Source organism: Vibrio atlanticus, assembly GCF_024347315.1.
Lineage (GTDB): Bacteria > Pseudomonadota > Gammaproteobacteria > Enterobacterales > Vibrionaceae > Vibrio > Vibrio atlanticus.
In genome coordinates, this window is the sequence record NZ_AP025461.1 from 464,796 (window position 1) to 491,510 (window position 26,715).

The 26,715-nt window shown below is 43.7% G+C and carries 18 protein-coding genes; 11 read left to right on the forward strand and 7 right to left on the reverse strand.

The features are described from left to right. The first annotated feature begins 476 nt into the window (after positions 1-476). From OCV30_RS17845 to OCV30_RS17865, 5 genes are all read left to right on the forward strand, one after another. Positions 477-2,147, forward strand: a complete 1,671-nt coding sequence (locus OCV30_RS17845; protein WP_065679245.1) for an ATP-binding cassette domain-containing protein — start codon at positions 477-479, stop codon at positions 2,145-2,147. Continuing rightward, entirely contained in the window at positions 2,140-3,828 is a 1,689-nt protein-coding gene (locus tag OCV30_RS17850; protein WP_065679246.1) for an ABC transporter ATP-binding protein, read from the forward strand. The genes OCV30_RS17845 and OCV30_RS17850 overlap by 8 nt, the downstream gene beginning before the upstream one ends. 51 nt (positions 3,829-3,879) lie before the next feature. After that, positions 3,880-5,853, forward strand: coding sequence for a TonB-dependent receptor (locus tag OCV30_RS17855; RefSeq protein ID WP_065679247.1), 1,974 nt, complete (start codon positions 3,880-3,882; stop codon positions 5,851-5,853). A gap of 8 nt (positions 5,854-5,861) precedes the next feature. Beyond that, a complete protein-coding gene (locus OCV30_RS17860) occupies positions 5,862-7,094 on the forward strand; it encodes an MFS transporter (protein ID WP_065679257.1) in 1,233 nt (410 codons plus the stop codon). Between the two features lie 153 nt (positions 7,095-7,247). Next, positions 7,248-8,114 (forward strand): helix-turn-helix transcriptional regulator, encoded by an 867-nt coding sequence (locus OCV30_RS17865; protein ID WP_065679248.1) that lies wholly within the window; start codon positions 7,248-7,250, stop codon positions 8,112-8,114. 493 nt (positions 8,115-8,607) lie between these two features. Here OCV30_RS17865 and accD read toward each other — a convergent pair whose 3' ends face one another. Beyond that, on the reverse strand, positions 8,608-9,474 hold the full coding sequence (accD, locus tag OCV30_RS17870; RefSeq protein WP_065679249.1) for an acetyl-CoA carboxylase, carboxyltransferase subunit beta: 867 nt from the start codon (positions 9,472-9,474) through the stop codon (positions 8,608-8,610). A gap of 108 nt (positions 9,475-9,582) precedes the next feature. Between accD and OCV30_RS17875 the strand changes: the two genes are divergently transcribed. Together OCV30_RS17875 and OCV30_RS17880 are read left to right on the forward strand one after the other, a co-directional pair. Beyond that, on the forward strand, positions 9,583-10,488 hold the full coding sequence (locus OCV30_RS17875) for a LysR family transcriptional regulator (RefSeq protein WP_065679250.1): 906 nt from the start codon (positions 9,583-9,585) through the stop codon (positions 10,486-10,488). A 286-nt stretch (positions 10,489-10,774) separates the two neighbouring features. Next, positions 10,775-11,806, forward strand: a complete 1,032-nt coding sequence (locus OCV30_RS17880; protein ID WP_065680108.1) for an IS110 family RNA-guided transposase — start codon at positions 10,775-10,777, stop codon at positions 11,804-11,806. A 382-nt stretch (positions 11,807-12,188) separates the two neighbouring features. Here the strand turns inward: OCV30_RS17880 and OCV30_RS17885 are convergent, their stop codons facing one another. Next, the gene (locus OCV30_RS17885; protein ID WP_261879048.1) at positions 12,189-13,955 is read right to left on the reverse strand and encodes an alpha-amylase family protein; all 1,767 of its coding nucleotides are present in this window, start codon (positions 13,953-13,955) and stop codon (positions 12,189-12,191) included. A gap of 273 nt (positions 13,956-14,228) precedes the next feature. Further along, positions 14,229-17,942, reverse strand: coding sequence for a pullulanase-type alpha-1,6-glucosidase (pulA, locus tag OCV30_RS17890; protein WP_065678505.1), 3,714 nt, complete (start codon positions 17,940-17,942; stop codon positions 14,229-14,231). 377 nt (positions 17,943-18,319) lie between these two features. Here pulA and OCV30_RS17895 point away from each other — a divergent pair, with 377 nt between their 5' ends. Continuing rightward, positions 18,320-18,709, forward strand: a complete 390-nt coding sequence (locus OCV30_RS17895; protein ID WP_065678504.1) for a DUF1294 domain-containing protein — start codon at positions 18,320-18,322, stop codon at positions 18,707-18,709. A gap of 54 nt (positions 18,710-18,763) precedes the next feature. Here the strand turns inward: OCV30_RS17895 and OCV30_RS17900 are convergent, their stop codons facing one another. After that, on the reverse strand, positions 18,764-19,348 hold the full coding sequence (locus OCV30_RS17900; RefSeq protein WP_065678503.1) for a LysE family translocator: 585 nt from the start codon (positions 19,346-19,348) through the stop codon (positions 18,764-18,766). A gap of 141 nt (positions 19,349-19,489) precedes the next feature. Between OCV30_RS17900 and OCV30_RS17905 the strand changes: the two genes are divergently transcribed. From OCV30_RS17905 to OCV30_RS17915, 3 genes are all read left to right on the forward strand, one after another. Further along, positions 19,490-19,930, forward strand: a complete 441-nt coding sequence (locus OCV30_RS17905; RefSeq protein ID WP_009845852.1) for an Lrp/AsnC family transcriptional regulator — start codon at positions 19,490-19,492, stop codon at positions 19,928-19,930. Positions 19,931-19,956: 26 nt separating this feature from the next. After that, positions 19,957-20,886, forward strand: a complete 930-nt coding sequence (locus OCV30_RS17910) for a LysR family transcriptional regulator (RefSeq protein ID WP_065678502.1) — start codon at positions 19,957-19,959, stop codon at positions 20,884-20,886. Positions 20,887-21,212: 326 nt separating this feature from the next. After that, positions 21,213-22,463, forward strand: a complete 1,251-nt coding sequence (locus tag OCV30_RS17915; protein ID WP_065678501.1) for a tetratricopeptide repeat protein — start codon at positions 21,213-21,215, stop codon at positions 22,461-22,463. 456 nt (positions 22,464-22,919) lie between these two features. On the opposite strand, the gene sstT is transcribed toward OCV30_RS17915, so the two are convergent. The 3 genes from sstT to OCV30_RS17930 all read right to left on the reverse strand — a co-directional run bounded on the left by sstT (position 22,920) and on the right by OCV30_RS17930 (position 26,619). Continuing rightward, on the reverse strand, positions 22,920-24,137 hold the full coding sequence (gene sstT, locus OCV30_RS17920) for a serine/threonine transporter SstT (protein WP_009845849.1): 1,218 nt from the start codon (positions 24,135-24,137) through the stop codon (positions 22,920-22,922). A 455-nt stretch (positions 24,138-24,592) separates the two neighbouring features. After that, positions 24,593-25,657 carry a ribosome small subunit-dependent GTPase A gene (gene rsgA, locus OCV30_RS17925; RefSeq protein WP_065678500.1) on the reverse strand — a complete coding sequence of 355 codons (1,065 nt, stop codon included), beginning with the start codon at positions 25,655-25,657 and terminating at the stop codon, positions 24,593-24,595. Positions 25,658-26,160: 503 nt separating this feature from the next. Further along, the gene (locus OCV30_RS17930; protein WP_065678499.1) at positions 26,161-26,619 is read right to left on the reverse strand and encodes a copper chaperone PCu(A)C; all 459 of its coding nucleotides are present in this window, start codon (positions 26,617-26,619) and stop codon (positions 26,161-26,163) included. Between the last annotated feature and the right edge of the window lie 96 nt (positions 26,620-26,715).

The window sequence follows — 26,715 nt, forward strand, 5'->3', positions numbered from 1 at the left end:
GTTCTTTATGAGTTTTGTTTTTCAGATTAGTTCTACAAGTATGGAAAGTCGCCTAATTTAGAATCCAGCATTGACGGTGCAGGTCAAAGGCATTGTGCTCTTGGGTACCTAGACCGATTAGCTTTTAGAAACAAAATGTCGCTTAGCAAATCGTCCAGCCTGAATGAAGCAGATCATGCTCCCCATAGACACGGCTCTGTAACTCATTCGACTGCCACCGTGCATTGAGCCCTATATAGTATTTACTGAAAACGTCATCTATAGATGATAAACCCGAAAATGTATTACCCTTTAAATACAACAGCTAAATCTTGAGTTATATAACGGCTTCTTGCCCTTAAACTCAGCTCTTCCTTTTAACTTTATTTCTTGCACTGCTCACGTACAAAGTTTCCCGATATTCGCTTTCTAATTCCCAATATTGCTATTGTTAAGCTAACGATTAGATGAGAATGAGTCCTATTAAGGAGTCGTCTATGTATCTATCTGACAAGATGAGCGTCACTCAAGCCCTCATTGCACTATTAAAAACGGAAAAAAAGCGTATCACTTATACCAGTGTTAGCGCCGTGTTGTGCGTGTTCGCAGAACTCGCCACTTGGATTTGCTTATACGTCGCATTGAGCAATTATCTGAACACCCAAAGTCTGAATTTCTACTTAGCTCTTATGACCATCGCAGTCTGTGTGCACTATTTTTTCTATGCAATTTCGGTATGGCAGGCGCATCTTGCTGCTTATCAAATTATTCAGACCATTAGGCAGAAGCTTGTTCGTGCTCTGTCTGAAATGCCGACCGTTAAACTGATGCAATACCATCGTGGAGATTTAGAAAAGCGACTCAATGATGATTGTCAGAGCCTTGAGCCTCTTATTGCTCATCATACTACCGATATTATTACTGGAACTTTACTTCCGTTTGTTTTGCTTGGTTTTATGGTTAGCATCGACTGGCAGCTAGGCTTAATCGCATTAAGTCCTCTCCCCCTCGCTGTGATTGCCCAAACAGTCATGATGCGTGGCTTTTCAGATAGACAAAAAAAGTACAATCAAGTCGTTGCGAATATGCATAAGGCGCAACTGGAATTTTTACGCAGCATCGGCGTGATGAAACTTTTCGGCGTTGATGCTGACTCTTACCGCCAGTTAAGCCATAACATGACTAAGCACCACAAGCTGGTTAACGCTTATACCAATCAAATGGTTGGAGCATGGGTCACCTTTACCACCTTAGCTCAAGCGTCTTTGGTTCTTGTTATTCCATTCGCCATCGTAAAATTGACCCAAGGTTCATTAAGTCCAGTCGAGCTCGCAATGATCGTGATTCTTTGTGCCGGCATCCTTAAACCATGGTTGGATCTAACACAGATATTTGGGCAAGTGCAGCAGTCCTTCTCTTCTTTAGAGCGAATACTACCTCTGTTCTCCGCAACGTCGGATCAATATTTCAAATCCGTTGCAACGCCTTATGTCGAGCTTTGTTGTGAAAATTTAGCGGTCAAACGTGGCTCACTCGACATCGTCAGTGGGCTGAACCTTCAGTTATCTCATGGCGAATGCATCGTAATTCAAGGAGCGTCAGGCTCAGGGAAAAGTAGTGTATTGGCAACACTCTATGGAGAACTAGCAACATATGAAGGCGATTGGTTTATTAACCCAAAAACCGTGTCTTCGATGTCCGATAGAGAGCGAAGCCAATTTATCTCAGTTGTAGACCAACAGCCGGTTTTCTTCAGCGCATCAATACGTGAAAACTTGGTCTTAGGAGATCGATTGATACACGACTCCGTGATTCTCAAGCTCCTCGATATGCTTGGACTTTCTGCACTTATCGAACAACTTCCTAATGGTTTGTATTGCAGTATGGATGAAACCGAACGCAATTTTAGTGGAGGGGAACTACAACGGTTAGCCATCGCTCGTGCCATGCTGGTATGCCCTGTCATTCTGGTTTTAGACGAAGCGACTTCCCATCTAGATAAAGTAACGGAAAATCGTGTTCTAGAAGCAATACGTAAATATGCACCGCAGCAAATCCAATTGGTCATCAGTCATGGTCCAGAAGCACTAACCATCGCTAACCGAGCGTTTTCATTATCACACGGTCAACTTAAAGAAATTGACCTTGAGGAGGCCGTCTGTGCGTAACACGCTCAAGCTACTCGATCACGCTGATATCAATCCAAAAACGTTTTTGGTTGGTATTGCAGGTAAGGTACTCAGTGAGATCCTGCCATTAATTTGTTGGCTACTGGTATTCGGAGCCCTTACCCAAACATTGTTACTTCCTCTTAAAGCCCTATTCGCAATTTCACTTATCACGGTTGTCGTTCAGTGGCGGTTAGGGCAATCCACCAAACAGAGCTTCTTAGGCGCTTATGACATTACCCACCAACTGAGAAAAGTACTACTACATGACATTCGCAGCCAACCGTTTTCCAAGATAGTAGGTCAAGGTCTGGGAGAGCGCATTAAGCTAATCACTCGTGACTTAAAAGCATTCGAAGACATTTTTAGCCACTTAATTGCTGACTTGGTCTCGGCTCTAGTGGTTCCGTTCGCGATGCTTTGTGTAATGCTATTTTGCTCACCTTACCTTGCTTCACTTATGCTGATTGTTATGGTGAATGCGAGCCTATTATTGTGGAAATTCGAAGATGATTTTTCCAAAAAAGCACAGCGCCATGTCGATAAAAACGCTTCTTGCACCAACAAGTTGCTCGAATACATTGCTTGTTTACCCACGCTAAAACGCTTTGGTCGTAGTGAAGTATTAGCGACGCCACTTAGTCAAGAATTAGCTGACTTGCGCAAAACAGGGTTAGGGGTTGAATGGGCTGGAGGAATAGGCGTTATTTTAGCAAGCTTGCTGCTTGAGCTTTCTATTCCAATGGTCGCAGGTCTTGGTGCTTACCTAAATAGTATTGGCAACCTTACTATCGGGGAGTGGTTAGTTTCGATCATTTCTGCGGTTGCTTGTATCCGACCATTTGTGCGAATGGCCATTTTCTCTACGTTGTTGAGATACATGGCAAAATCTGCAGATCGCTTGTATTTCTTGAGTCAAGAGCCACAACAACCTGTGCATGGTGTTCAAGCGCATCATCACGATATCGAATTCAAAGCGGTTGAGTTAACTCTGGATGGCAACACCATTCTTAAAGACATCAATTTGCAGGTTCCATATGGTCAACATATTGCGCTTGTTGGTACTAGTGGAGCAGGAAAAACCACGCTGTTGGACTTGCTCGCGGCATTCCATATTCCAACTCACGGGACAGTAAAAATTGGAGGAAGTACGGTAGAAGCTACTGGGACAATGTACTGGTATCAGCAGATCTCCTACGTAACCCAAAATGTGCAATTGTTCGCAGGGACGTTAAAAGACAACTTGCTCATCGCCAAAACAGACGCAAGCCTTCAAGAATTGGAGACAGCAATCACAACCGCAGGACTTGATGAGCTGCTCGCCCGCTTGCCACAAGGGCTAAACACCGAAATAAATGAGAATGGCAAGGATTTATCGGGTGGAGAACGTCAACGCTTGTCCCTCGCAAGAGCGTTACTCCATGATGCGCCAATTGTGTTGCTCGATGAGTTTACATCTGCTCTCGACCACCCTAAGCAACAGGAAATACTGCAAAGCATTACCGAGAGTTTTGCATCTAAAACCATGATCACGATAGCGCATCGTTTGGACACCATTGCTGATGCCGATTGCATCTATTTGATGAGCCAAGGTCGCATTGATGATTTTGGCTCGCACGAGCAATTAATCACAACCTCTTCGCACTACCAGTCTCTGTGGGAAGCTCAACATAATAATTAAAACGCCAGCGCTGTGAGTAGTGCTAACTTATTCAGATTCAAGGAAAACAGTATGTACAATATATCTTCGCCGCGCACCGTTATTGCTAGCGCTATTCTGACTATTATGGGCTCTTCATATTCTTATGCTGAAGAAATTCTGCCAGTAATGGAAGTGGTTGTTGTTGAGGCGACTAAATTCGATACTCCCTTAACACAAGTGAATAACTCTGTTGTAGTCAAAACAGGAGAGGAGCTCGAAAAAGCAGGTATCTATCAAGTAAAAGATCTGGAGATGGTGTTTCCTGGGTTACTCATACAAACTCGCGGGAATCGAACTTACGCCAACACCACCGTGCGTGGGATTAGTTCACCAGACTATTACTCTCCTGCCGTAAGTATTTATGTGGATGGTATCCTTCAGGATAATGCTTTTGTTACTCAGCCGCTTATTAACGTAGAAAAAGTTGAATTGCTGCGCGGCCCGCAAGGGACACTTTATGGTGGTAACGCGCAAGGCGGTGTAATTAACATCGTAACTCGTCGTGAAGTTGATTCCACAGAAGTTAAGACTTCAGCTTTATATTCTAATTTAAGCCAGCAAATTGATACTGTCGTATCTACCCGTTTATCAGACTCTCTTTCTGCGGATATTGCCGCCAGATACGTCTACGATGAAGGTGATATTAAGCATGCCGCTAGTGAAAAAAAAGACGCAAACGATGCGGATGAAAAATCGGTAAAAGTTCGACTTCATTACTTACCAAACGACTCCAAACTTAGCGCAACCCTATCTATTTCGACCGATAAACTTGATAGTCATGAAGAATGGTACCTCACTGAACGTGAACATGATTCTGGCGTAAAAGATGCGCCTATTCCTAAACTGAAGCGAGACGTAAATACTTTTGCTTTAAATCTTGGTTACGATTTAGGTTCATCACAAATCACGAGTATCACAGCTTATCAAACACGCGAAATAGATCGGAAATATGTATATGGCAACTACCAAGAAGATCAAAATAAGTTCAGCCAAGAATTGCGGTTAAATCAACAATACAATGATCGTTTTAGCTATGTACTCGGTGGCTACTTGGAATCTCGCCGTTTAGACGTTTCGGCAAACAGTGCACGAAACAAGTTGGATTATGACACTTACGCGTTGTTTGGGCAGGCAAACTACCAATTCGTACCACAGTGGGACTTAACGCTTGGAGCTCGAGCTTCATACCTAAAAGTAAATTCTAATTTTAACGGAAACCCAGCATGGGGGATTAACCCTTTTAACAAAGAGCAGACAGAATCGACTGTCTCGCCAAAAGCCGCAATTGGTTGGCAAGCGAATGAGCAAACTCGAATTTATGCATCGGTAACAAGTGGTTACCGCCCAGGGGGATACAACGTCGTCCCGTTAAGTAATGCAGATGCAAATGGTTATGATGCTGAAAATTCACTTAATGGTGAACTGGGGTGGCGCACCAGTTTTGCGAATCAAAAAGTCGATTTTAGTGGTGCATTGTACTGGATCAAAACGGAAGATATTCAGCTATATACTGGTACACCTGGCAATCAGACTCTCAAAAATATGGGGGAGGCTGTAAGCAAAGGTATTGAAACCGAGCTGGCATTTTACCTAACCGACGATCTCACGATAACCGCAGCGGGGACTTATGGACGTTCAACATTTGAATCAAACAATAGTACATTTGAAGGCAATCGACTGCCATATGCACCGGACACGACAGCAACATTTGGCTTCAACTATTACTTGCCAGTAACGGGAGTCCAAGGGGATATTTCGATCAATTCTCAAGCTCGCTATAATTCCAAGATTCACTTTAACGAAGCCAATTCACTATCGCAAAGCGCGTACACTTTGGTCGATTTATCAATTAACTATGACTATAACCAAGACCTGTCTATTTCGCTCTTTAGCAACAATATCACAGACAAAGAATACACCACCTACGCGTTCTCTTACGGACAAACCTACAGTAATTACGGTACTGGTAGAGAGATCGGTGTGAAAGCGAAATATGAGTGGTAGTGAAGCACATGGTTAGTACTCAAAGAATCAAACTCAAACCGTTGCTCGCCGTGTTGGCGAGCGTTTACACCATTCAAAGCCTGGTGAGTATGTTTACGCTACAAGGTTTACCCGCTGTCATGAAATATGAGGGATTAAATACCTCCCAAATAGGCTTGTTCTACCTTGCGATGCTTCCTTGGGTTGCTAAATTTTTGTGGTCACCTTGGATTGAACGACAACGAAAAAAGGAGGGGAGCTTAAAAAATCACGCCGTTATTATCTTTGGTTCTCAACTGGTCTTGATTGCCATACTCGCCGCCCTTTGCATTATGGGGACTATAGAGAGTCAAATGACGCTCTTTGTTGGTGTATTTGTTATCAGCCTCTTTTCTAGCTTCGCCGATATCGCTACCGATGGTCTCGCGATTGATCAGTTGGAAGCAAAGAAAAGGTATTTAGGTAACGTAATGCAAGTTGGGGGATCGTATCTTGGTGCGGTTTTTGGTGGAGGGCTATTTATCTATGTTACTGCGCTGTTCGATTGGCAAACAGCACTATTTGGTCTGGCTTTGCTGACTTTATTATTCAGCATACCAACGCTTTCTTTGTTTTTTAATAGCCATAATCAACAGTACGTAACAGCAATACAGCCTTCTCTAAAAGCCTCATTTTCTAATCCTAAAGTTAGGCTTGGATTGATATTTATTACCTTGTCACAACTTGGTACTCGAGGGGGGCTATCAATGATGATGCCCTTCTTGGTTGATAGTGGTATACAGCTAGAAAACTTGGGGCTTTTGGTTATCGGCGGCGGTGTTATTACTGGTTTGATTGGTGTTGTTTTAGGTGGGTGGCTGATCAAAAAAAGTGATGCACTCAAAGTCCTACTGCTGATGACCAGTTTTGAGGTCATAGCTTTTAGCTTTTATCTAGCATACGATCTAAATATCACTGGATTGGGGGGGGTAATCGCAGGCGTTTACGTAGTAAATGGTATCATTACTTCAGCGAAATTTGTCGCGCTTTACACTTTGATGATGGATTTTGCCGCAGGTAATCAGTCAGGTGTGAACTTCTCACTTTTTCAATCTATGGATATGTTTATAGCAATAGTGATGGCAATCGCGTGTGGCGTGTTAATTGACTCCTTGGGATATTCGGCACACTTTGAATTGATGCTCACCTTTAGCCTACTCGCAATATGCTTAATCCCTGTATTAAAACCAACCGGGAAGACAAACCTTGCTTCGCAAACCTAATCAAAGCTTTATCGTCAAAGGAGTTCCAATTTTGAAAAGGGCTCTTTTCTCTGGCTGATCTACTTAGTTTAAAAATTAATATAAATGATACCTATTATCATTTATATTAATTGCTCTGGGGAGATGCTCACAAGAGACGACGAGGCTGTAAGAATGAGTAATATCGTGAAGAGCTTAAGCTTAGTTAGCGGCTTAGAGGGAACACTTGATGTTGTAGCTCTCGATGATGGTGTGAATGCCTACATAGTTAACTGTAAAGCGACAATGGACATTCAATTCAACGACCCAGCAGATGCTGGGTTCTATATAAGCTTTGCTGGCACCAACTATGCCTACAGTCCCAAATATCCAGATTACCCAGCGGCATCTTTTGCTTCTCGATGCATTGCATCGCTTTTGCTTGATCCTGAACCAGTCAACCCAATTGAATTAGCAGAAGGAGGTCGAATTGAGAACATTCGAATCCACTTCCCGTTACACCATAGCTTGACTAAAAACTTACTTCCCCAAAGTGGAAAATCATCATTCAAACCTTTCGATCTTTATGAGACGGGTTGGCAGATGCCACTAACAGGGGAGGTCCTCAATGTTGCTAAATCAGTTTGGAGCAATAATTTTCAAGGTATTGCCCGGACGGTGTGGTTAAGAGGTAAAATATTAGAGTTATTAGCACTACTCATGGTGCATAAAGAACCTAAATCTCTAGCAGAGCAAGCCTGTGACCTTATCGCAACGCAACCTCATATCGATTGGAATATACCATGCTTATCTAAGGAGCTTGCAACTAATGAGTGTTATTTAAAACAATCATTTAGAGAACAGTTCAACATGGGTGTTGCAAGTTGGATACAGGCTTATCGCATCAATCTTGCTAAAGAGCGTTTAACCAATTCTAATGAATCAATTACCAATATCGCCCTAGATTTGGGCTATCAAAGTGGCAGTTATTTTTCGAAGGTCTTCAAACAGCACTCCGGGCTTACGCCAAAAGCATTTCGAAGCCGTCTGTTAGGAGAGTAACCAGTGCTTAAAAAAAACGGTTGCTGAAGCATTAATAGAGCAGTTTCAAATAACAATCATGGTTTCTTGAAGCTTCAGCACTTTACTCAAATAACCACTCTATAGAGGATCTAAACTGTAGAGTGGCATCGTTCTGTAATTCGGACTTTCTGGATGTCTCGACACTACAACCAACCGTTGAACTGACCATTATTCAAACGCAGGTTTCGATGATGATAAATCATATGGTAAATATTCACACTTGAGATAAACCGTGTAACTATCTGGAACTCATTTTTGGACAAAAGCTTGCCAGTGAGTATCCTACTTTAGCTATCCTTGAATAACTTTTCGTATATCAAAATGAAGAGCGGCACCATCGAGGGAGGTGCCGAAAATGAAAGCTTTTGGACAATAACAAGAATCGTAACCTAACAATACTCAAAATATTTTATGCAAGCTAGAGTGAATTATATTCCGTTCGTTCATCCAACTTTGTTGCAGGGCCGATAAATTATACTTCCAGCGGAATAGTAGTATTAGTCATTTTGGCTATTAGCCTCCCGACTCGCTCGCGCATCTCGCGTCGATCCACAATCATGTCGATTGCGCCATGCTCTAAAAGGAACTCACTCCGCTGAAAACCTTCGGGCAGTTTCTCTCGAACGGTTTGCTCTATAACACGACGCCCAGCAAAACCGATAATTGCCTTCGGTTCGCCGATGTTAATATCTCCCAGCATGGCTAGACTCGCTGATACCCCCCCCAATGTCTGATCAGTTAATACAGATATGTAAGGGAGGCCTTCATTGGATAAACGATTTAACGCAGCGCTGGTTTTTGACATTTGCATTAACGACATAAGAGATTCTTGCATACGAGCACCACCACTGGCAGAAAAGCAAACTAATCCACAATTAGCTTCAATAGCGGCCTCAACGGCACGAACAAAACGAGCGCCGACAACAGAACCCATTGAGCCAGCCATAAAAGAAAACTCGAAAGCACAGGCAACAACTGGTAAGCCCAGTAGCTTTCCTTTCATCACAACCAAGGCATCTTTTTCTCCTGTACTTTTCTGGGCTATAGCAAGGCGTTCCTTGTAGCGTCTCAGATCCTTAAAGTTCAGTAAATCTTGTGGCTCATGTTCACTGGCAATCTCAAATCGTTCTCCTTTATCCAGAAAGCTGTCTAAGCGATGGCGTGCCGACATTCTCAAATGATGATCGCATTTTGGACATACCTCCAGGTTTTCCTCAAGAGCCATGCTGTAAAGGATCTGGTCGCACGAGGGACATTTAGTCCATACCCCATCTGGAATCGACGCTTTACGTGTACTTATTATATTCTTTTTATCTAACAGCTTTTCTAACCAACTCATGGGATACCTTTACCAGATAACTTTAGTAAGGGGTATTATATAAGCCAACTTCTGGTAATAAAGCGTGTAATATGGGCTTTATAATCCAACATTATGGGATGAAGGGAAATGTTTGATAAGATTGATCAGCAGTGGCTAAAAAGTTTTCATTGTGTCTATGAAAACAACAGCTTTAAACGCGCGGCGGAATTTCTAAGCTTACCGACGTCAAATGTCAGTCGCCATATCGCTTTACTGGAAGAACGACTGGATACACGACTATTTGACAGGACTACACGCCGAATAGCTCCGACAGATGCAGGGGAACATCTTTATTTACGAACACAGCCACTGCTGGACAAACTTAATGACGCACTTGAGGAAGTGACTCAGCATTCTTATGAAGTCATGGGGCAACTTAAAGTTTTAATGCCAGACTCACCTGCTTTGGCTCAAGCATTGGTTTCTTTTTGTATCCAGCATCCATCAATTTCATTATGTTGTGATACGAGCATTAGCCCTAAAGAGGATTTACTTGATGGGTTTGACGTTATTTTGAGCTTTCACAGAGGAAAGCTTGAAGACAATAATTGGGTAGCTAAGGAGATTAAACGCTGGCAAAGTGCTGTTGTAGCATCCCCCCAACTTCTACAGGTCTCTCCCAGACCTTTTCAGATTACCGATTTAAAACACGTTCCGTGCATCAATAGCTTTACCGTACTAAATGGAACTCCCTGGGTTTTCAAAAACGCTAAAGGTGAGCCAATCACCCAAAAGGTACAGTCCTCATTTAAGGTCAATAGCGGGCATCTTGCCAAATCTGGCGCATTAGCTGGTTTGGGATTCGCGATACTACCAATCGAATCCTGTCGCAATGAGATAAATGCAGGCTCTTTGGAAGTCGTAGAACTAGAGTACGAACCTGAAGATCTAGTTTTGTATGTCTTTTATGCTTCCAGAAAACACTTGGCAAAAAAGATCCCGATATTTATTGAACACTTACAGCACCAAGCAAATTTAGATAAAAGGACATAAGCTGAAGAACAATTTTGATGAAAGGCTTTGTCTGAACCACTTCTTTAGAGTCGGTGATTAGCTAAGCGAATTATTATGCAAAAGAGAGGCTACTTGGTGTACACAGTATGGTGCAAGAAACTGGGAGATTCCGCGCATCGATGTTGCGCGGTCTGCCATTAGTAAAAGTCGGGCTATTTTCTGGCGAGATTTACTACCGTTTTGTTGCGCAAACTTGATGTATGGAATCCACTCCCTCTCTGCCAATCTACACTTAGCAGAGTGCAGTTATAACGAGGGTTCCAATATGTTGACTAAAAATGTTATCGCGATCGACCTAGCAAAAAATGTTCTGCAAGCCTGCCATATCAGTATTTACGGTGAGATGCTGTCCAATAAACCTTTAAGTCGACAGAAAATGAAAGAGTTTCTTGCCAAGGCTAAGCCTTCCATTGTCGCCATGGAAGGTTGTTGCGGCTGCCACTACTGGGGGCAATTAGCTGAAAAGTTTGGACACGAAGTGCGGATTATCAACCCGAAGAAAGTGAAAGGCTACCTAGAAGGACATAAAACTGATCATAATGATGCCCTTGCTATCGCTAATGCCGCTATCCAAATTGGTATCAAGTACAGCCGTCCAAAGTCATTAGAACAACAATCTATGCATTCATTAGAAACCAGCCGTAGGTTCTTATCTCGTAGTGTGGTTTCCTTAGGGCTTCACATTAGAGGGACGATTTTGGGCTACGGGATAGCAAACCCTAGAGGTGAAAAAGGTTTAAAAGCGTCGGTTCAAACAGTACTTGATGGAGAGACCTCAATACCAGCAAATGTTGTATCCGTTCTGTCCATGTTGTGGGAGCAATATAAAGAACTGAAAGCAAAACTCATCGCGTTCGAAAAAGAGAAAAATGCGTTAACCCGTCAGATAGAACCATGCCAACGATTAATGGAAATTGAAGGTGTTGGTGAAACAACAGCTGCGATGCTTTATACCACTCTGGGTGATGGAAAGCAGTTCAAGAATGGAAGGCAAGCTTCAGCGTTTGTTGGTCTTACGCCCAAACAACACAGTTCAGGTGGTAAGGTCTTTATGGTTGGGATCGATAAATGCGGTGGTGTGAAAGAGCTACGCTCCCTTCTCTATCTTGGTGCAATGTCTTACGTTGGACGACTACCAGAAAAACCGAAGACTCAAAAGGATGCTTGGTTGAGGAGTATCATAGATCGTATCGGATTCAAGAAGGCCTGCATTGCACTGGCGAACAAAGTGGTACGGACTGCATGGGCAATGTTACGGTATGAATCTGAATATAAACCTGTTTTACTCACCGATTAATCATTAATAAACTCTTAAATTTCACAAAATGATGATGCATAAAAGGTAAGACCAACCTACTGAAAACCTGGCCATTCTGTCATGCTAAGCAAGCTGCTAACTCGATAAGGACAGTAGGTGCGCAAAACATCAAAGGCTAGAAGGTAGCTCCTTCAATAAGAAGCCGAATATACGACCGCATCTTAACTTTTATTACCAAAATCACTTTGTAAATACGTGGATTCCATATATGGAAAGGGGCAAAAACAAGCTACAGCCACCCGCCATAGCTGCTTAGAGCGTGCTTTGAAAACCAACGACCGTTTGAATTTTACTTATCCAAAGACGACGTTAAGTAGCGTATTTTAACGCCGTCATTGTTAGTTGCTTTTAGAACGGTTGATTAAAGGGGTAACACCCAAGCGAAAGCGGCTAGGGGTTTTAATTCTGCGCTGAAGTAACCGACACCATTTTCCACATACAGCGTCTGTTGTTGGACGCCTTCAATATGTTCTTTGAGCGTATAGCTTCCGTCAGCGATGCCTAGTTTTTGAATAACCTCTGCCGTCACCTTCAGCTGAATGTGGTCTGTTTTGCTTTGGCTGAAGTTAGCCGCGGCGATAACCAGTTCTTGATTATCGAAACGCAAGAAAGCATAAACTGAATCACTTAGCTGATTGGATTTGTGTAAATCTTGGTACGCTCCGGTCATCGATGAATGGTTCAATGAAAAGGTCATCACTTGTTGATAGAAGAGTCTGAGTTGCTTTTCGTCATCGTTGAGCTGCCCACCATCGAACTTTCCTCCGTTCATCCATTTTTGATGTTGAGGAACACCGATGTAGTCAAATATAGACGTGCGAGAAGGTTGCCCAAAGCCTGCGTTCTCCGCGCCCGATTCGCCGACTTCTTGCCCGAAGTAAATCATGGTGGGAGAGCTACTTAATAGCGCACTGACTAACATGGCTGGTTTGGCAATGTGTGGGTTACCAACAAACTCAGGAGACGCGACACGCTGCTCATCGTGGTTGTCCAAGAAGTGCATCATGTGGTGTTCGATGTCCATCATTTGATGCTGGATCTCAGGAATGATTGCCGTTGAAGCCTTACCTTGCATGATTGCTTTTAGGCCGTCGTAAAGATCGACTTTGTCATACAGGTAGTCCATTTTACCCAAGCGAATGTAATCACGATAAAGGTCCGGTTGATACACTTCCGCCATCAAAAAGGCGTCTTGATTCTTTACTTTGATTGATGAGTTGAGATAGCTCCAGAATTCGACCGGTACCATTTCTGCCATATCGTAGCGAAAGCCATCGACGCCTTTTTCTAACCAATATAAGGCGATGTCTCGAAACTTAATCCATGAATCCGGCACATCAACGCACTGCCAGAAATGGTAGTGGGCGAGGTGATCACGCATCGCATAATCATCCGGTAGTTCAGGAAAGTCTTTTGAACCGTCTGGTCGCAAGCCATAGTTAATTTTTACGGTTTCATACCAATCATCGAAGTTTGGTTTGCGCAAACGCGATCCGTTGCCTGTCCATTTGGCTGGGGATTCAAGAAACGGTGAGGCTAAATTCGGGTGTTGTTCGCCACCAAGAGGAGTGAACGCAGGTTCGATCTCGGGCAGTTCAAATGCGCTGTCAGGAATGTAATAGAAGTTATTGTTGCGATGATATTCAACCGTCGTGTCATCTTGATCGCCAAAGTCATGTACGCCTTCTGGGTTATTCAAGCCTTGGTAATTACGGGCAATGTGGTTAGGGACGATATCAATGATGACTTTCAAACCATTGTCATGGCTTCTTTTGATCAAGGCTTCGAATTCCTGTAAACGCTGCGCTGGGTTGTCAGCAAGATCTGGGTTTACGGAGTAGTAATCTTTGACGGCATAAGGTGAGCCAGCCCGTCCTTTTACAACGCTTGGATGATCGTCTGAGATGCCGATGTGCTTGTAGTCGTTGATCACAGCATGATGTGGTACTCCGGTGTACCAAATATGAGTGATGCCGAGTTCTCTAATTTCGGTCAGCGCTTTATTGGTGAAGTCACTGAACTTGCCCACGCCATTTTGTTCAATGGTTCCCCAAGGTGTGTTCTGTGTATTCTGATTGCCGAACAAACGGGTAAAAACTTGATAGATTGAATGTTTCTTGTTGTACATACTTATATTCCATCTTGAGAAGTGGAGGTGTAGGGCTTTGTCATTGAAACTGTGCTAGACGTTATGTTTGATATAGACGTTATATTTGGTATAGAAGTTATCGTTAGGAGGCTAGCTTAATCAGAATGCGGCTTTATCCTCCTTGGGTAAGAAAATCGGGGCGTAGTTGCTGTGGTATGTGAGCGGCTGCTCAAAAAAAGGGGAGGTTAATACCTCCCCTCGCTTTTCCCCAAAAAAACAGGCTCGTCTGTGATGATTATGTGAATGTGAAGCTTATTGTTTCGTCACAGATACCACGGCTTTTTCTGCGCTGTCATTGAGTTGATGAATCGCATTCAGTGTGAATGTGTAGTTGCCGGCTTCGGTTACATTCAACTTACAGTCGCCTTCGCTGCCAATGTTGATCGAGCCTTTAGCTAAGTCGACGGAGTGACAGCCAATATCCAAGATACCCCAAGTAGAACCGCCAAACTTGAAGCCATATTCACCCACAGCCAAAGCGCCAGTGACAGAGTAAACGCCGTTACCAACGAAGTTCATCGCCCAAGCGTCCGTCGGGTTCCATCCGTTCATTGCACCACGTACATAGACGGTCGTTTTGCCATATGGCGGAATCTTAGATACGTCCTTTTGTGAGTTATCAACCGATAACCCAGCACCTTGTGACGCGCCTTGAGTTTGCACAAACACAGCGGTGGTTAATGGCGGTACGGTGAACGTCTCAGCGGAAAAGGTGGCGCCTTTCACGATGTCATCGGCAGAGTTCTTCTGAATAGTATGGAGTGTAAAGCCCGTCGCTCCCGTGATCTTGAATGATTGAGATTTACTCGTTGAGTTTACAACAACAACAAGCGCATCAGCGGTAGTATCTAGGTCTTTGCCCGTGGAGATTCCGTCATCAATTGACATCACGATCAGGCCTTCGATTTGATCTTTGCCCACATTGCGGAAGTCGACTCGCTTCATGATTTCTTCTGCTGTGTCTAAACGGAACAGTTCACTTGAGCTGCGGATTTTTAACAGCTCTAGGAATTGCTGCTTGGTTAGGTCAATGTCTTCTTTTACTGGTTTAGCTGTGCTGTCGGCAATGATGGTTTTGATGAGTTCCCAGTTGGCACCATCTTTGTCTTCACGAGGTAAGCCAACATTCCAGTTATTGCCAGTACCATCAAACATCACGCGGTTGTACCAATCGCCAGAGTCGTAAGAATCACGCTGCATCGATTTAGAACGTAACAGTTCAGAACCCATGTGTATGAACGGGATGCCTTGGCCCAACATGACGGTCGAGAGCGATACCGACTGCATACGAGCACGTTCTGCAGAGCTTGTGCCTTCGGCGATTTTGTAAGCGTTGTTATCCCAAAGAGTTTGGTTATCGTGCTTGGAAACGTAAGAGATGTTCTCTGACGGCATTTTGGTGTAGCCGGCCGGTGCGCCGTTGTAGTCGACGTTTTTGCCCAGTTTGGTATCGCCTTTGTAATCCAGTAATACGTATTCGGCTAAGTTACCGGCCATGCCTAAGCGCACAAGATCTTGGTTGTGTAAACGACCGTTGACTGAGTCTTGATCAACCTTGGTTTCTTCGTTGGCAAACGCGGCGTTACCGAAGCCTTGGTTAAAACGAAGTGGGTGCTTACCTTCAGAATCGACACCGCCATCAAATGGGCTACCGCCTCGCACTGCATCACGCAAACGGTCAGAGAAGGTGCCAATTTCGGTGCCTGCCATATTGATCTGGTTGGCTTGTTCGAAGCGAGCGTTGTTTGCTACTTCGCCAAAATCCCAACCTTCGCCATAGAACAGGGTATTTGGGTCGATCTTGCGCACTTCTTTCAATGCTTCAACCATTACGCTTTTTGGCTGGTGGCCCATTAAGTCAAAACGAAAACCATCAACCTTATAGTCGTCAGCCCATACCTTGAGTGAGTCGACCATCAACTTACCCATCATTAGGTTTTCAGTTGCGGTGTTATCACAACACGTTGAGCTTTCCACGCCACCAGTGTTCACATTCAGGCGGTGATAATACCCAGGGACGATCTTATCCAGTACGGACTTATCGTTCACGCCAGACGCATTGGTATGGTTATAAACCACGTCCATGATCAGTTTAAGATCCATTTCGTGCGCAGCTTTAACCATTTGACGGAATTCTAGAATACGTTTTGAACCGTTAGGATCTGTCGCGTAACTTCCCTCTGGAACGGTGTAATGAAATGGGTCGTAGCCCCAGTTGAAACTATCTAGCATACGCAGATCGTTCATTAGAGCTTGGGCATCGCCTGTTGAAGAGTTATAGCTGTTGAGTACGGTTTCGATGGTTTTGTTTTCATCTTCGGTGCCGCATAAAGTCGCCGTTGGTTTTACGTTACAGAGTTTGCCAACGGTGTCGGTGATATCCACGCGGCTCGCGTCATCTTCATTGATGGTAGCGATATCGAATGCAGGTAAGATATGAAGCGTAGTTAAACCGGCATCTTTCAGAGCTTTCAAGTGTTTTACTGACTCACGATCGGCTTCTGTTAGCGCTAGGTACTTGCCGTTTAAGCTTGCTGTACCTAACTTATCACTGAAGCTAAAGTCACGAAGGTGTGATTCGTACAGTACGTGGTCTTCGTCTTTCTTCACCGTTGGGCGCTTATATCCAGCCCAACCTTGTGGCATCAGTGCTGCTTCATCAAGGTCAATCACTTGTGAGTATGCTGAATTCTTCGACAAGCCGAGTGAGTATGGGTCGGTCACAAGGCGAGTTTCGATATTACCAGTGGTTGGGTGGTAGACCTTCACTTGGTAACGGTAATAACTATTCACGGCGTTAGAAATTGAATCCGTTGCCCAAATGCCTGTTTCCAAGCTTTCCGTCATTGGGATCACTTTTGAACTTTGTCGGTCTTCGCTGTAGAGGACGAGTTCAACATCTTGCGCGGTAGGAGCCCAAAGTTTGAAGGTCGTCGTGCTGCCTTCCACAATCGCCCCCAGTGTTTCTCCGATTGCGTTACCCGTCTCTTTGTTGGCAAATACAGCATCAAGTACGCCGGGCTTTTGAACTTTAGTTGAAGAGATAACGTCGCCATTCACATTATACGCAACAACAATGATTTGAGATTTCAAGATGGTGCGCAGCGTGCTGGCGTCAACATCAATTGATAAAGCGGGTAGGCTTGCTAGATGACGGAAGCGTTCTTTTAATGCAGAGGATAGCTTGCCATCTTTTTTGAGTTCAACGGCCTGCCCACCGACGATCGCCTTATCATCGTTTATCGTGATGCTGTTATCGAATGCGTAGAACAACTTGAGAGAATCGGCACCGTCTGCAGCTTCCCAAGCGATTGTGTTTGAGTCCAACCAATGTGCCTTCTGGCCATCAATCTTAACTGGGCGTTCTGAAATAGGTTCGTAGTACAGCGCGCTGCTGCCATGGAAACCGAATACAGATTGAGATTGACTCAGTTTGGTGAGATCAATTTTCGAGTTGGCGCTGCCAAACGCCTTATCGCCGCCATTATGCAAGATGAAGTTCATGCACTTATGAGGGTCGGATGCATCTGGGTCGACTTTCAACACGTAGTAGGCGCCATAGGTATCATTGATGCCCTTGAATTCATAAGGTACATCCCAGTCAGTCCCATTGTTACCTAATCCCATGCCGACTAAGTCAGTGCTCGTACAACCTTCACCATTCCAAAGGTGAAGCCCCCAGCCGTCGTAGGTCGAGCCAGAAGCGCGAGCCGCTGCAACATCTCGTTTGTAATAAATAACAACTTCGTTTTCAGCGGCTTTATATAGACTATTGCTGTCAGAGTTTGTTTTGCTAGTGTCGCTTCCACAGCCTGCTACCAAGGTCGCGGTGACGAGAGGCAATATCGCCTTGGCTAAAGCTGAACGTTTGAAGTTGTTTGTTTGCGCAATATTGAAGCTCTTTGTTTTTGCAATCTTCAAGGTACTTTGTAGAATCTCGTGTTTATTGGTATTTATTTCGTTCACGTTTTGATATCCATATTTTTTACGAAGATGAATATCCTAGGCTTAACGATGCTCCACTATTTGTGACGCTTATGTATTAAGTTATTTTTAATCCGTAAAAATAGGAAACCTAGTGTCGATATCACGGATTGTGGTGGTTAACGCGCTTTTTTATTGGTTCAATAGCTCATAAAATACAGTTGGTTAGCCATAGGCGTAGAAGATAGGAGTAGTCGCTAGGGGTGATAACTACGCCTTATTTATGTGAGCTTAGTGGCACTTCACTCGCTGATTGTTTTTCCTATCAAAAAAAGTTTGTACTCATTCGCCTCAAATAGCCTTAGTGAGTCTTTAATGTGGAATGGTGACGCTATGTTGTTCATTATCCAAAGGAGTTGATGTTGTCTTCATCTATTCAAATCGCTATTACTTATCTGGTATTGGTAGCGGTATCTGCGTTGTTTTCAGAAAGTTCAAAAGCGCTCTTGGTGTGGTATTTAGTTATCGGAATAGTGACGTTTTTTGTGTACGCGAAGGACAAGAGAGCGGCAATCAATGGTAATTGGCGTGTACCAGAGAAAACTCTGCATGTTTTTTCTGTTGCTGGTGGTTGGTTAGGGGCGTTAATTGCTCAAGATAAACTGCGTCATAAAACGCAGAAGCAACCATTTAGATTTGTATTTTTCGTGACGGCGTCACTTAACGTTGTGGCTTTTGTCTGGACGTTAACGCCGAGTGGGCAGGCGACATTTGGTCAATGGCTAAGCGAGATTATTAAGCTCTTTTAAAGAAACGGATGGTTAGCACCGGTGTACTAACCATCAATAGATAAAGTAAGTCGATTAGATCATCGGAATCGTTGAGGCTAGAAGTAAGCCTGCCATACCGTAGTTGAAGCTCTTGATGCGTACTGGTGTTGTTAAACAGTGTTGCAGTTGTTTGCCTGCTGCCGTCCAGAATGTCACTGATGGCAAGTTGGCTAGTGTGAATATACTGGCGATGATCGCGAGCTCCCACCATGAACTACCACTGCTGTACACTGAAATTGCCGTCAGCGCCATTGACCAACCTTTCGGGTTCACCCACTGAAAACTTGCCGCACCAATGAAGGTCATGGGTTTAAAAGCCTTAGTACTTTTCGCTTTACCGCTCAATGCTATCTTAATCGCAAGGTACACGAGGTAAGCAAGACTCAGGTATTTCAAAATTTGGTGAGAGACCGGATAGGCGTTAAAAATCCCCATTAAGCCGAAGCCAACCAATAGCAACATGGCTGCAAACCCCAGAGCAATGCCAAGCATGTGCGGAATGGTACGAGCAAAGCCAACATTGGCTCCTGATGTCATGAGCATGATGTTATTTGGACCTGGTGTGAAGGTCGAGACAAACGCAAACAAGGCAAGTGCGCTAAGTTGTTCTAAAGGCATTGTGATTCTCCAGCAGTAAAATGAACGAAGTGACTGACCGGTCATGACTTTCACGTGTTGAGAAACATAGTAGGTGGAAAGTGAGGCAATTATGTGCTTTTATTTCCTCAATTATCACTTAATGCACAATAATAAGTACTTATGGATAGATTTGACGAAAGGATATTGCAAGAGCTTAAATTGGACGGCAGAATCTCCAACATTGAGCTTTCAGAACGTATAGGATTGTCGGCTTCAGCGACCTTAAGGCGAGTACAGGACCTCGAGCGTAAAGGGATCATTCAAGGTTACCGTGCGGTTCTGGATAATGGCCTGATGGGCGTTGGCTTTATAGCTTATGTTTCGATTGGCTTGTCGAGCCATAGCAAAGCGGCTCAGCTAGAATTTGAACAGCACGTCAGTATGGAAAAAGAGGTGGTGGAGTGCCACAACATTACTGGTGCCAACGAGTACTTGCTAAGGGTAGAAACAAAAGATCTACCGGGCTATAAGAAGTTTCATGCCGATGTGCTTGGGGAGTGTGCTCAGGTTCAATCCATTACGACTATGGTTGTTATGGATACACCCAAAGATGAACGTTAGTCGAGTTTTATTTCAGGAGAGGCGCAGTGCCAAATACTAATCAGTTGTTATTGTTCTTAGATGTGGTTCAACAAGGGTCGTTTACCAAAGCGGCAACCTTGCATGATATGGACAACTCATCACTCTCTAAACAGATAAAAAAACTCGAGCAAGATTTAGGTGTTCAGTTGCTCAACCGTTCTACGCGTTCGTTCTCGTTGACGTCGGCAGGGGAAGATATTTTAGCACAAACCTATGTGCTGAAAGATACTATCAATCAGATCCAAGGCATTGCTGATTCGTACCAATCTGAACCCAAAGGTGTGCTACGAATTACGTCGCCGATCTATTTTGGTCAGCAATACTTGCAACCTATCATTACTCAGTTCATGAGAAAGTATCCGGATGTTCAGATTGTACTTTCACTAGACGACAAGATCGCCAACATCATTGCAGGACAGTTCGATATCGCGTTTCGCTTCAGTAAGCTCGTTGAATCCAATTTGATTGCCAAGAAGATTGCCGACAGTAACTTTATGTTGGTCGCCTCGAACGACTTTGTGAAGCAGCATGGTGAGCCAAAGACGCCACAAGATTTGCTCTCTTTACCTGCGGTTATCTATACCAATGGTGATATGACGGTTGATCATCTACGTATCAGTGAAGAGTCGGGAGGCAACACTTTCCAAAGCCTGACGATTCGTGGCAACTATAAGGTCAGTGATGTTCGTACCATGGTCTCTTGCGTGAAAGATGGCTTAGGTTATGGCTTCCTTGACCAATCAAACTTGTATGCCTCAATGAAAGAATTAGGCTTGGTTACGTTACTTCCAGATTATGCAATCTCGACGGTTGATACGGCTATTTATGCTGTGTATCCGCATCGTAAGCAGACCAAATTGGTCAAAGAGTTCATTACTACGGTTCAAGACTATATTGGCTCTCCGACCATTTGGGAGAAGATGCAGCAAGGCTAGTTGGAAAGTCTAGGCCATAAGCTGATAGATAAGATAGATAAGATAGATAAGATAGATAAGATAGATAAGATAGAATAAGTAACGCCCAAGACTTATAGAGAAAAAGCGAGCGGGATCACAGCATTAATGGAGTGCTGACGGATAGATACTCGTAGGCTTTTTATCATTATGTATTCCTGAGATACTGAACAAAATTCATTTTAGGGCGGAACGTTTTAATAACTGCGCTTTTCCCTGTCATTCAAACATACTGCTCGCTATAGGTTGATTGCTTTCCTGTGTAGGGTGCTATTAGCCGAGTTAGGATAAAATATTTTATGAGTACAATGGGAATCGCAATTGGTGCGACCGCTCTTTCGTTAATACTTATTGCTGTTTGGTTGGTCTCTTTGTCGCTAAGAAAAAAGCGCTTGGAACAAGAACGTAAAGCTCGCGCAGTTGCTTACCGAAAAGCGATTGAAAAAGCACGTATCCAAGAGCAAAAAGATCGTCAATTTAAGGCTGAAACTGGGCATGTACCGTCGATTCTGTATTTGGCGAAAGAAGCCGAACGAGTCAATCTTAAGGAAGCTCTATATTGGTACGACAAAGCTGCCCATTTAGACAATGTCAACGGCATGTACGGCATTGTGCGTCTGAGTATGAAGTGCAAAGAAGACCTAATTTTAAGAGAAAAGGCCAATTTTTGGCAGTTAGCGATATCAGCACTGGATAATGATCCGCTTGCAAAATTCGAGGTGGGTAAAGCACTCGTGTTTGGTCGCGGAGTTGAGAAAAACCTTCCGAAAGGCAGCGCCTATATTGAAGAGTCTGCAGCTAGTGGTAACACTGAAGCGATGCTTTTTATGGGGGATTGGTGCTTAGATAGAGAGAACCCAGATTATTCTCCAGAAAGCTCTTTCATGTGGTACAGAAAAGCGGCTGAAAAGAATAGCCTAGACGGAAAAATCAAATTGGGTATGAGCTATTTGAACGGTGTTGGTGTTGTCGCTAATCATCGTGAAGCGGTTTACTGGTTTGAAACGGCAGCTGAAAAAAACTGTGCAGAAGCGATGTTTAAAGCCGGTGAGGCGTGGATTGACCATGGTGAGCACGGCAATGCTATCGCGTATATCTGGTTATTCTTATCGGCTCATTTTGGCTATGCGGATGCGAGGTATTTGAGAGATAAAGTTGGTGGGGATCTTGGTGTTGATGCCGTTGTGGGGTTACAGGCCCTGACTAAGCCAATAATGACCAAGTTGACGCAAGAAGCAATCACCAAGCACTCTATCGTTAAAGCGCTCAACAAGCTCTACAAACGCGATATCCCAGTGCATAAGAAAGTGAAAGAAGCCTCTGACGAAGAGGGTGATGAGTTAGGTGTCGATAAGGCGGATTTGGATACTGAAGCCTCAAATGCTCAAGCTTCAAGTGCTCAAGGTTTAAATGCCAACAATCACCAACAGGCGGCTGAAAACCATGATGGTGACAAGGCAAGCGCGAATCGAGCATCACAAGATAAGCAAGCTAACTCTAATAGCGGTTCTTTGGACTTTAGCCAACCGGCAGTCGAGTCTAACTGGAAGAGCAATTAATAATCCGTGTTTATGAGTTATTACCTGTATTCTGTACATGACTGAAACGAGTAGTTCTACAATTTAAAAAATCCAACGATGTTATATGAGTGTAGATGTTATAACTGACTGCATTAAGCCGCTAAGGCGATCCGTTATTCATACGGTAGGTGTTATACCAATCGTAGTAAATCACTGGTCACCCTAGCTTGCTAAAACGCTCGATAACTGCGTTAGTATTTTTGATTGTAGAATAACTACTTATCGAAACTTCTTGTCGAAAAGAGCTGCCTTGTTCTCAAGCCTTTTCTCTGCGCTATTTTTGATCACTTACTTACTGTGATTGGTATTATTGACTGCGGCGGGTAAAGCACTCAAACAAAAAAAGGGAAGCATCTGCTTCCCTTTTTGTTTATGTACGATTTGCTTTTTAGAGCTTAGAGCTTAGAACTGTTTAGGTTCAGAGCAGCTAAAGGCTTATTGCTCTTTGTTTTGCTCGGCTTTACATACAGCAGCAGTGAACACTACGTCTGTTGAGCTGTTAAGCGCCGTTTCAGCTGAATCTTGAATCACACCGATAATGAAACCAACCGCTACAACCTGCATCGCTACATCGTTTGAAATACCGAATAGGCCACACGCTAGCGGGATAAGCAGTAGTGAACCGCCAGCAACACCCGATGCGCCACATGCTGATACTGCAGCAACAAGGCTTAGTAGAATCGCAGTGAAGATATCAATCTCAATACCCATAGTGTGTACAGCAGCAAGCGTTAACACAGTGATGGTGATTGCAGCGCCTGCCATGTTGATCGTTGCGCCTAGAGGAATTGATACAGAGTAAGTATCTTCGTCTAGCTTTAGTTTCTTACAAAGGTTCATGTTCACTGGGATGTTTGCAGCGCTTGAACGAGTGAAGAATGCCGTTACACCAGATTCACGAATACATTGCAGTACAAGTGGGTATGGGTTTTGTTTTGTTTTAATAAATACAAGCAGTGGGTTAACCACAAGTGCGATGATCAGCATTGAGCTTAGTAGTACTGCTAGTAGTTGACCGTAGCTTGCCAGTGCATCGAAGCCTGTTGTTGCGAATGTTGCAGAAACAAGACCGAAGATACCGAATGGGGCAAGGCGAATAATGAAGCGAACAATGTGTGAAACACTGTGGCTTAGGTCTTCGAAAACCGCTTTGGTTGTTGCAGATGCGTGGTGCAGAGCAAGACCAAGACCGATTGCCCAAGCAAGAATACCGATGTAGTTCGCATTCATTAGTGCGCTAACTGGGTTGTCTACAAGCTTGAATAGAAGCGTATGAAGAACTTCTGCAATACCTTGAGGAGGGTTAGCACCTTCAGCGCCAGCAACCAGTGTCAAAGTGGTTGGGAACATGAAGCTCAGTACTACAGCAGTCAGTGCAGCAGAGAACGTACCAATCAAGTAAAGCACAATGATTGGACGCATATGGGTATGCTGACCTTTCTTTTGGTTTGCGATAGAAGCTGCAACAAGAATGAATACTAAAATTGGGGCAACAGCTTTCAGAGCACCAACAAACAGGCTACCTAATAGGCCTGCATCTTGAGCTGCTGAAGGAGAAACCATGGCGAGAACGACACCGAAAACAATACCAGCAAGGATCTGTAGAACGAGATTTCCACGAGCGATGCGGGCGAGCATGTTGTGATTTTGCATAAAATACCTGCAATTGTTAATTTATTATAGTGATGTATCTTTTTATGAAGTTGTACCAAATCCAACTATACACTAGCGGAATTGGCGGTCATATTAGCGGGATCTAAGAGGGTGTCTAGGGATAGTTTACTTTTAGGGTTATTGTTTGCGCTATGTGGTGTTTTTAGAGCTAAATGTTAAATAAATGTATTTTGATTGAGCTATAAATCTGCTGATTCTCATTTGATAGATTCAAAACACTGCAAATGTAGAAATGTAAACGGCTATATGAAAGAACATTGTGTGCATAAATAACCACACCATTATCAAATTGAAACAAAAAGCCCCACGTGATTAACACGATGGGGCTCATTGTCTTAAATTAAAGTTATCTTAAGTTAGGTTATCTTCAATACAGCTTATAGCTGTTAACCTTAAACCTTAAACCTTAAACCTTAAACCTTAAACCTTAAACGTTAGTCAGATGCTTTTTTAAGATTGCGGCCTTCTGATTGTACGGTTTTGTACATCTTGGAAAGCTGCTTATTGCTGGCGCGTTGTTCCGCTAACGAGGCGCCATTTCGGGCTTGTTCTCGCAATAACTTTCGATAGTTAGCAAATCGTCGCTCAGACAATTCTCCACTTTCAATCGCCTTGCGTATCTTGCAACCCGGTTCTGATTCATGATGACAATCAGAGAATCGGCAATGCATGGCTAACTCTTCCACATCAGAAAAGGTTTCACTCACGCCTTCAGCGCAGTCAGCAAGTTGTAGCTCTCGCATTCCTGGAGTATCGAGCAGTAAGCCTCCCGATGTTAGCAAGTGGAGCGATCGTGATGTGGTTGTGTGTCGGCCTTTGCTATCGTCTTCACGAATGCCACCTGTGGCTTGTTCAGCCTCACCAAGTAATGAGTTGACTAAGGTAGATTTACCCACACCGGATGAACCCATTAAAGCCACAGTCTTGCCCGTTTTACACCAAGGCGACAAAACTTGAGTTGAGTCTTGGTCTAGGCTATTCACCGCTTCGATCATCAGCATAGAATCTAAGCTTTGCACTTGTTGTACTTTGTCTTCGTAGTCATCACACAAGTCTTTCTTGGTGAGTACGATAACGGCTTCAACCTGTGCTTCATTGGCGAGCGCTAGATAGCGTTCAATACGGCTTAGATTAAAGTCGTTATTTAACGAAACCACGATAAAAACCGTGTCGATGTTAGCTGAGATATATTGTTCAGCGACACGGCTACCTGCAGCTTTACGGCTGAAGAGTGATTGACGGTCTAATAAACGGCCGAATTGCAGTTCAGAGTTCAAGATTACCCAGTCGCCTACCGTCATTGAGGGTTGGTTTTGATGGATAGGGAGAGCGATTTCGCCTTGTTCTGACGCTAGTGTATAGCCGCTGCGATGGTGCGCGGTAATACGAGCAATGACGGATTGGTCATAGTCTTCGAGTGTCAGTTGTTGTTGGAATACAGGTTGCCATCCAAGTTGTTGAAGTGACATTGGATTAGAAAATGCGTTTTGTGAATTCATGTCTATTTACCCAGACGTGCGAGCTTTCTTTTCTTGTGAGAGCATTAAAGTCTTATGAGAGCATTAACTTCTTGTGAGCTCTCTTATTGTTGATGAGATCAAAAGAGTTAATGAGACCAAAAAGCGTTGCTGAGATTAAAAGCGTCGAGACGTCAAAAATGTTTTGAGTTTGGGTCGAATTCAAATAGATAGGACCCCGGATTGAGTCATGCTTTACAGGCATGCAGGAATTGATCACTTACGATCAATAGTAAACCGGGTAAAAGTGTGCGGTCGTCAAAGAGTGACGATAAATTGGTCGATCGGTATTTAAGTTGGATTAACCAAACAAGTTAACGCGTTACTTTTACTGCCAGTTTTAGTGTGTTCATTACAATCATCTTCTATTCTCCTTGGTTATTAATGTGGTCAGGCTTTGAATAAAAAGCGAGCTCAGTTTAGCAAAAAGCCACGATGGCGAGAAGTCATCGTGGCTTAAATTATTTCATCGATTGTGAATCTGATTAATGATGATCGTGATTCATCTTTTTCATGCCGCTCATCACTTTCTTCACTGGCGCATCAAAGGTCTGTGTTTCACCGTTTGCGAAGGTCAGTGTCATTTTGATTTGTTCACCTTCTTTTAGGCTGCTTTTTAAGTCAAACAACATGATGTGTAGGCTGCCCGGTTTAAGTACAGCTTTACCATTTGCAGGGATGGTGATCGCTTGAACTTGACGCATCTTCATTACGTCGCCATCAACGATAACATCATGAAGTTCAACCTTTCCTGCTGCTGATGTTGTTGCAGAAACAATAGCGCGATCTTTATCGCTATGGTTCATCAGAGTCGTGAATACCGCGCTGTTCACTGCTGAAGGCGGGGTTGCGCGCGCGTACGCGTCATGAACCATAATATCGTTATTCGCTTGAGCAAGAGGAGTGAGCAATAAGCCTGCTAGAGCAAGTGCTTTTAACTTCATGTTGTTGTCCTTAATTTTTTGTTTTGGTCTGGGAGCTGACTTTTTGTTCGAACTTTATTCGTTAAGTTCTTTATTTTTGTACACGTTGTTTCTCGT